This window comes from Streptomyces sp. NPDC093984 (assembly GCF_044764595.1).
GTDB lineage: Bacteria > Actinomycetota > Actinomycetes > Streptomycetales > Streptomycetaceae > Streptomyces > Streptomyces cynarae.
This window is the reverse complement of record NZ_JBIWIM010000031.1, coordinates 21,567-27,566: the sequence shown is the minus strand read 5'-3', so window position 1 is coordinate 27,566 and position 6,000 is coordinate 21,567. Positions and strand designations below refer to the sequence as shown.

The following is a 6,000-nucleotide window of genomic DNA, read 5'->3' as shown; positions in this document are numbered from 1 at the left end:
CTCGCTGGAACAGCTCCCACAGCTCGTCCGGCACCATGCGCTCGACCATCACCACATGGGGCAGACTACCCGGCACGCCAAATGAGACGACGTCTTAGACCGCACCCTCATCTGGAACGACGAGCGCCACGTGCGCTACACGCTCGCCAGTTCGATCTGCACCACAACGCCCACCGGCCCCATCAAGCGATGAACCAGGCAGCACCACTGTGCGTTGTCCCCGAAGCGATCACCGATCCCGAGCGGATCTCCCGTCTGGACATACGCCGCCGGGACCGAATGGCCTACAGCGAGGTCCACTCGGGCGAGAAGGCCGCCATCTGGGCGGTCTTCCTGACCCGGGCCGCCGCCATCTTCGCCACCTTTGGCATCGACCGCATCGAACGCGTCCTGACGGACAACGCCTGGCCCTGCCGCAAGAGCTTCGCCTGGCGGCAGGCGCTTGCCGACCTTGGCGCGGCCGGGAAGCTCACGCGCATGAAACCGGCCGCAGACCAACGGCAGGGTCGGACGCTTCAACCGCGCTCTGCTCGACAAATGAGCCTACCTGCGGCCCTGCACGAGCAACACCGAGCGGACCGAAGCCATGGCAGACTTCCTCCACGCCTACGACCACCACCGCTGCCCACACGGCACTCGGCGGCCACTCACCGATCAGCGGTGTGAACAACGCTTCAGGTCAATACACCTAGATCCGCCGCCGAGGATACGACCCTTCGCATACGGGCATCAGACCGTCGGCGGCCGGCGAACCTGCAGTACGTCGACTTCGGGAGTCCTCACGAAGGTCTGCACGTAGTCGATGGCTGCCTGCAACGCGTCCTTCAGCGGGGTGATGTCCCGAGCGACCTGAGCGAGGAGGCTGCCGCCTTGGAATGCGGAGAGAAGTAGATTGGCCAGCTGCGTCGGATCCGCGTCAGTGCTGATGCGGCCGAGTTGCTGCATGTGCTGGAGCCCGTCGCGGAAGATGTCCCGCCACTGATCGAACGCACTCGCGAGCTCCTCGTGAACGTCGAGGTCAGTCTTGATGATCTCGCTTGCGAGGGAGCCGAGGCTGCAGCCTTCCTGGTAGGCGCGCTCGTAGCCGGCGTAGAAATCCGCCCACTCCCGAAAAGCGTCGAGATCGTTGAAGGAGGCGAATCGCTCACTGCGATGGAATGCGAGGACGCGATCGGCCTGCCAGGCGATGACTGCCAGGACGAGACTCTCCTTGGTCGGGAAGTAGTGGTTGAGCTGTGAGCCGCTGACGCCGGCTGCGCGACGGAGCTGCTCGTTGTTCGTCGCGTGGACACCCTTCGTGTAGATGAGTTCCGCGGCATGCTCCAGGATCCGGGTCCGCGTCGCCTGGCCCTTGTCCGTGAGCTTGCGAGGCACCCGAGCTCGTGTCGTGGCTTCCATGCGTCGCACGATACCGCAAGGTGGGCTTGACAGCCCAGTATTGGGCGGTGTTAGCTCTGAGGAGTGGGCTGACAAGCCCAAAAAATGCCCGGCCTGACCTGGGCCCGGCGACTACTCGCACGCCTACCGGAGGTTGATCCGCTATGGCACGACTGAACGTTCCCTCTTCCGACGATGTCCCCGCGGGAGCGCAAGGCATCCTCGACAACATCGGCGCACAGCTCGGCTTCGTCCCGAACATGTTCAAGACCATCGCGTCGAACCCGACCGTTCTTGACGCCGTCGTGACGCTGCAGAGCACCATGAGTCGCGTTCTGGACGCGAAGACGCGGCACACCATCGCGCTCGCGGTCTCAGAGGCCAACGGGTGCGCTTACTGCCTGGCGATTCACACGTACGTGTCGTCCGAACTCAGCGGAATGTCGAGCGACGACATCGAACTGGCTCGCGCCGGAAGCTCGGTGGACCCCAAGCGCGCCGCAGCCGCTCGCTTGGCTCAACGGGTGGTCGAGAGCCGCGGGAGAGTCAGCGACGCAGACCTCGCGGCTGTGCGCGGCGCCGGTTACACCGATCCGCAGATCTTGGCGATCGTCACGGTCGCAGTGCAGGCCCTGCTGACCAATTTCCTCAACAACGTCAACCAGACCGACATCGACATCCCCTCCGCCGGCTCGGTCGGTACGCCCGGTTGAGCGCCGAAACCCCAGACTGAAGATATGGCGGCCGGCCGGTACCCACCGTCGGCCGGACTGAGTGAAGGGATATGACCATGAAGGCAAGCGGAGTGTCCGGACCCGACGCTGACGTCGTCCTCCTGGAGGTGCCTGAGCCGCCGGCTCCTGGTGCTGGTCAGCTTCTGCTGGAGGTGGAGGCGGCCGGTGTCGGTCCGTGGGATCGGTTGCTGAACGGTGCAGGCTGGGATGTGGGGCTGCGTCCGCCGGCGGCGCTGGGTGTGGAGGGCGTGGGCCGGGTCGTGGCTGTGGGTCCTGATGTCGAGGGCTTTGCTGTGGGTGACCGGGTGCTTGCGCATGAGGCCCCGTTGCCCGGTGGCAGCGGCTTCTGGGCTGAGCGGGTGCTGATCACTGCGGCCAGCGCTGCGATGTGCCCGGCGGGGCTGGATCAGGTGCAGGCGGGGGCGCTGCCGGTTGCCGGGCTCACGGCGTACCAGTCCCTGGAGGCACTGGGGCTGAGCCGGGGGGAGCGGCTTCTGATCACCAATGGTGGTGGGGCGACCGGTGTACTGGCGCTGCAGATTGCTGCTGCTCGGGGGATCGAGGTGACGGTGACGGCGTCCGCTTCGGCTGCTGAGCGCCTGCGTGGTCTGGGTGCGTTGGCGGTCGTCGACTACCACGACTCGGATTGGGCGGGTCGGGTCAGTGGTGGGTTCGATGGTGTGCTGATCGCTGCTGGTGGCACGGCGCGGGCCGCGCTGTCGCTGGTGCGGGACGGCGGGCGTCTGGTGTCGCTGACCTCGGATGCGCCGGCGGGGGAGCGTGGTATCACCAGTACGGATCTCTACGTCCGGCCTGATGCCGCTCAGCTTGCCCATCTGGCGGAGGCGGTCGCGGAGGGAAAGCTGAAGCAGAACGTGGAAGCGCTCCCTTTGAATGAGGGGCCGGCCGCTTTCGCCCGGGTGTCCGCCGGGCAGGCCGGTGGCAAGAAGATCGTGCTGACCTGAGCACGTCCACGGCGGGGTGTGGCCCGGTGCTGACACCGACTCATGGCACCTGCCGGACACGGTACGGTCGCGTGCGCGGCCGTACCCGACGGGCGGTCGGCCGGTTCACGGTGGCACCGTGGGTGGGGGGCCGACCGCCGCTCGGGCTCCGGGACACGGTCGCCGGAACGGCCGTCCGCGCGGATGTCATCACTGACCGGGGTGCCGGCGGACAAGGTGCGTCCAACGCGATCGGGAAGCCCGCGCAACAGCGCAGAGCGAGCGCCGGGGCATCGGCGGACCAGGCCATCGGCCTGTTGTGGCACTCGAAAAAGGCTGCGTCGTGACGGCCCAGAAGGGCGGAGCACGCAGACGTGGCAGGAAGGGTTGACGAGCGATGGGGATAATCACTGAGGACATGCGGCAGATCGTCACCAGCGCCAAGCTGGCGTTCGTTGCGACGGTCTGCGAGGACGGTTCGCCGAACCTCTCCCCGAAGGGGTCCGTGCGCGTCTACGACGACGATCACCTGGTATTCATGAACATGGCCTCGCCCAATACGGTGGAGAACCTGCGGCACGATCCTCGGGTTGAGGTCAATGTGATCGACTTCCTGCTCCGGCGGGGGTATCGCTTCAAGGGAACAGCCGAGATCCGCGGGAAAGGCGACCCGGTGTACGACTGGTCCCGCCAGTGGGTGCTGAACACCCACGGCGATCCGATCTACCCGTGCCACGAGGCCGTACTGATCAGGGTCGACCGGGTGCTGCGGGTGGACTCTCCCGCGTACACGTTCGGGCACGCGAACGAGGATGACCTGAAGCATGAGTGGGCCGCCAACTACGGTGTGGCACACCTTTGATGCGACATCGGGCCACCTGTCCCGCAGGGCTGGCCGCCGAAGTACGAGCGTCCGCTGAAGGGCTCGGCGGTGGAAGCGGTCAGGGTGCAGATCCGCAAGCTTTTGCGGGAGACGCGGAGGATGCCGGCGACGGTGATTGTGGAGCGGATCGGCTGGCAGCGGGGGAGGACGATTTTCAAGGAACGTGTTGTGCGTGAGCTCGGACCGGCGTGTTTGCCGGTGGACCCGGTGTTCCGGACGACGTATCGGCCGGGCAGCCGGCCCAGTGTGACCTGTGGTTCTCCGAGGCGGACATCGCGCTCGACCATGGGCAGACGGGGCGGCCGCCGGTCTTGATGATGGTGTCCGGCTGCTCGTGGGTGATCGCCGCGAGGATGCTGCCCTCGCGGCGGACCGGGGACCCCGATCCGGGCCCCGGTCGGGGAACGGCTGGCGATCGCCACCGCGGGGTACAACAATTGCACCTCCCTGTGTAGGTGTGGGCGGAGGGGCAGTAGGCGCGCGTCGCCAAGGTCGGCACCGGGGGACTGGGGCCTGCCCGCCACGCGGAGTCCGCGACCCCCTTCGTCGTCGGGTGGACCGCGGCCCACTCGCCCTGCCCGACACACTGATGGCCGTCTACGACCTCAGAAGCTGTTGTCTTTCCGGGCTTGAGGGCAGCGTTTCCGCTGGTCAGGCGTAGGTTCGGTGGTCTCGGGGAGTGGTGACGTGTCGAGTTGTCGCTCTGGAGGAGGTCGGGGATGCCTTCGGTCGTGGGGCTGCTGGAACAGCGTGAGCTCACCGCTCGCCGTCGTATGGACGGTCTGCGGGAGGAGGCCGACCGTATCCAGGCCGAGCTGGTCGTGGCCGAGCGGGAGTGGAACGAGTGGGTCATCGCCCGTTCACGCGTCGACGAGGTGCTGTCTCCGGGCGATGGAAACGCCGCCGACCCGGATGCCGTCGAGGAGCCGTCGGATCGCGGTGAACCGCCGGTGCGGCCTGCATCTTCGGAGGCGGCGAAGCCGAAATCGGTGGTGCCGATGTGGCGTGCGGGGCTGGCCTGGTCGGCACTGTCGGCGGACTACCAGCGGATCCTGCAGGCTCTCGCGGACCGGAACCGTCTCGGTCAAGGCCCGCTGACTTGCCAGGAGATGGCCGCCTGCTTCGGTCTGGACCTGGTGCCCGCGAAGATCGAGGCGTTGCGGTCGAAGGCGAAGCGGCTGACAGCGCGCGGGTGGCTGGCCGAGCCGGCGCCGGGCCGGTTCACGCTCGCGAAGAGCGTGGCCGGGCCAGGCGGCGGGTCATGAGCTGCGTCATCGACCAGTAGACCATCGCCTCCGCGCTGCTGGTGGACCGTTCGTAGTCCCGCACGAGGCGGCGGCTTCGCATCAGGTGGGCGAAGAACCGCTCCACGATCCAGCGCTTGGGAAGCACGACGAAGCCGCGCATGTCGTCGCTGCGCTTGACGATGGCGAGGACCAGGGCGAGGGTGGCGAGGCAGTACTCGACGAGGCTGCCGGTGTAGCCGCCGTCGGCCCAGACCAGGGCCAGCAGGTGGTGCGCGGCGGCGACCTGGGCGAGCAGGACCTGGGCTGCCGCGCGGTCTTGGGTGTCAGCGGCGGTGACCATCACCGCGAGCAGCAGGCCGAGGGTGTCGACCACAGCGTGCCGCTTGCGGCCGTTGACCAGCTTGCCGCCGTCGAAGCCGCGGCTGTCGGCGCCGACGACGGCGTCTGCCTTGACCGACTGGGAGTCGATCACGCCCGCGCTCGGCTCTGGCTCCCGCCCGGCCTGCTCGCGGACCTTGCGGCGGAGCCGGTCGTGGAACTCCTTGACCATGCCGTGGTCGCGCCAGCGGCGGAAGAAGGCGTAGACCCGGTCCCACGGCGGGAAGTCGGCCGGCATCGCGCGCCATTTCGTTGCGTTGTCGACCAGGTAGCGGATCGCGTCCAGTATCGCGCGGTGGCAGTACGCCTCCGGCTGCCCGCCCCGGCCCCGCAACCAGCCCGGCACCGGCAGCAGCGGCCTGGCCACCGCCCACTCCGCATCGGACATGTCCGTCGGGTAGCGGCGCTCGCGCACCCCGTGGTCGTCGGCGTTCCCG

The 6,000-nt window shown here is 67.8% G+C and carries 6 protein-coding genes and 1 pseudogene; 5 read left to right on the top strand and 2 right to left on the bottom strand.

What is annotated here, in order from left to right; all coding sequences use genetic code 11:
* Positions 1 to 276: 276 nt before the first annotated feature.
* A pseudogene (locus tag ACIRC0_RS38610) lies at positions 277 to 692 on the top strand (integrase core domain-containing protein); the annotation flags it as partial.
* A 37-nt stretch (positions 693 to 729) separates the two neighbouring features.
* Here the strand turns inward: ACIRC0_RS38610 and ACIRC0_RS38605 are convergent.
* Complete coding sequence (locus ACIRC0_RS38605; RefSeq protein ID WP_403626460.1) at positions 730 to 1,398, bottom strand: TetR/AcrR family transcriptional regulator; 669 nt, start codon at positions 1,396 to 1,398, stop codon at positions 730 to 732.
* Positions 1,399 to 1,541: 143 nt separating this feature from the next.
* On the opposite strand from ACIRC0_RS38605, the gene ACIRC0_RS38600 reads away from it, so the two are divergent.
* The 4 genes from ACIRC0_RS38600 to ACIRC0_RS38585 all read left to right on the top strand — a co-directional run bounded on the left by ACIRC0_RS38600 (position 1,542) and on the right by ACIRC0_RS38585 (position 5,203).
* The gene (locus ACIRC0_RS38600) at positions 1,542 to 2,090 is read left to right on the top strand and encodes a carboxymuconolactone decarboxylase family protein (RefSeq protein WP_403626457.1); all 549 of its coding nucleotides are present in this window, start codon (positions 1,542 to 1,544) and stop codon (positions 2,088 to 2,090) included.
* Positions 2,091 to 2,167: 77 nt separating this feature from the next.
* Positions 2,168 to 3,076 carry an NADP-dependent oxidoreductase gene (locus ACIRC0_RS38595; protein WP_403626454.1) on the top strand — a complete coding sequence of 303 codons (909 nt, stop codon included), beginning with the start codon at positions 2,168 to 2,170 and terminating at the stop codon, positions 3,074 to 3,076.
* Positions 3,077 to 3,473: 397 nt separating this feature from the next.
* The gene (locus tag ACIRC0_RS38590; RefSeq protein ID WP_403626451.1) at positions 3,474 to 3,917 is read left to right on the top strand and encodes a pyridoxamine 5'-phosphate oxidase family protein; all 444 of its coding nucleotides are present in this window, start codon (positions 3,474 to 3,476) and stop codon (positions 3,915 to 3,917) included.
* A 740-nt stretch (positions 3,918 to 4,657) separates the two neighbouring features.
* Positions 4,658 to 5,203, top strand: a complete 546-nt coding sequence (locus ACIRC0_RS38585) for a hypothetical protein (RefSeq protein ID WP_403626448.1) — start codon at positions 4,658 to 4,660, stop codon at positions 5,201 to 5,203.
* On the opposite strand, the gene ACIRC0_RS38580 is transcribed toward ACIRC0_RS38585, so the two are convergent.
* Complete coding sequence (locus tag ACIRC0_RS38580) at positions 5,160 to 5,951, bottom strand: IS5 family transposase (RefSeq protein WP_403626465.1); 792 nt, start codon at positions 5,949 to 5,951, stop codon at positions 5,160 to 5,162. The genes ACIRC0_RS38585 and ACIRC0_RS38580 overlap by 44 nt on opposite strands.
* Between the last annotated feature and the right edge of the window lie 49 nt (positions 5,952 to 6,000).

Bases quoted from the DNA above. Each gene is read 5' to 3' on its own strand.
- ACIRC0_RS38605 (WP_403626460.1), bottom strand. From the start codon at position 1,398: ATGGAAGCCACGACACGAGCTCGGGTGCCTCGCAAGCTCACGGACAAG.
- ACIRC0_RS38600 (WP_403626457.1), top strand. From the start codon at position 1,542: ATGGCACGACTGAACGTTCCCTCTTCCGACGATGTCCCCGCGGGAGCG.
- ACIRC0_RS38595 (WP_403626454.1), top strand. From the start codon at position 2,168: ATGAAGGCAAGCGGAGTGTCCGGACCCGACGCTGACGTCGTCCTCCTG.
- ACIRC0_RS38590 (WP_403626451.1), top strand. From the start codon at position 3,474: ATGCGGCAGATCGTCACCAGCGCCAAGCTGGCGTTCGTTGCGACGGTC.
- ACIRC0_RS38585 (WP_403626448.1), top strand. From the start codon at position 4,658: ATGCCTTCGGTCGTGGGGCTGCTGGAACAGCGTGAGCTCACCGCTCGC.
- ACIRC0_RS38580 (WP_403626465.1), bottom strand. From the start codon at position 5,951: ATGTCCGATGCGGAGTGGGCGGTGGCCAGGCCGCTGCTGCCGGTGCCG.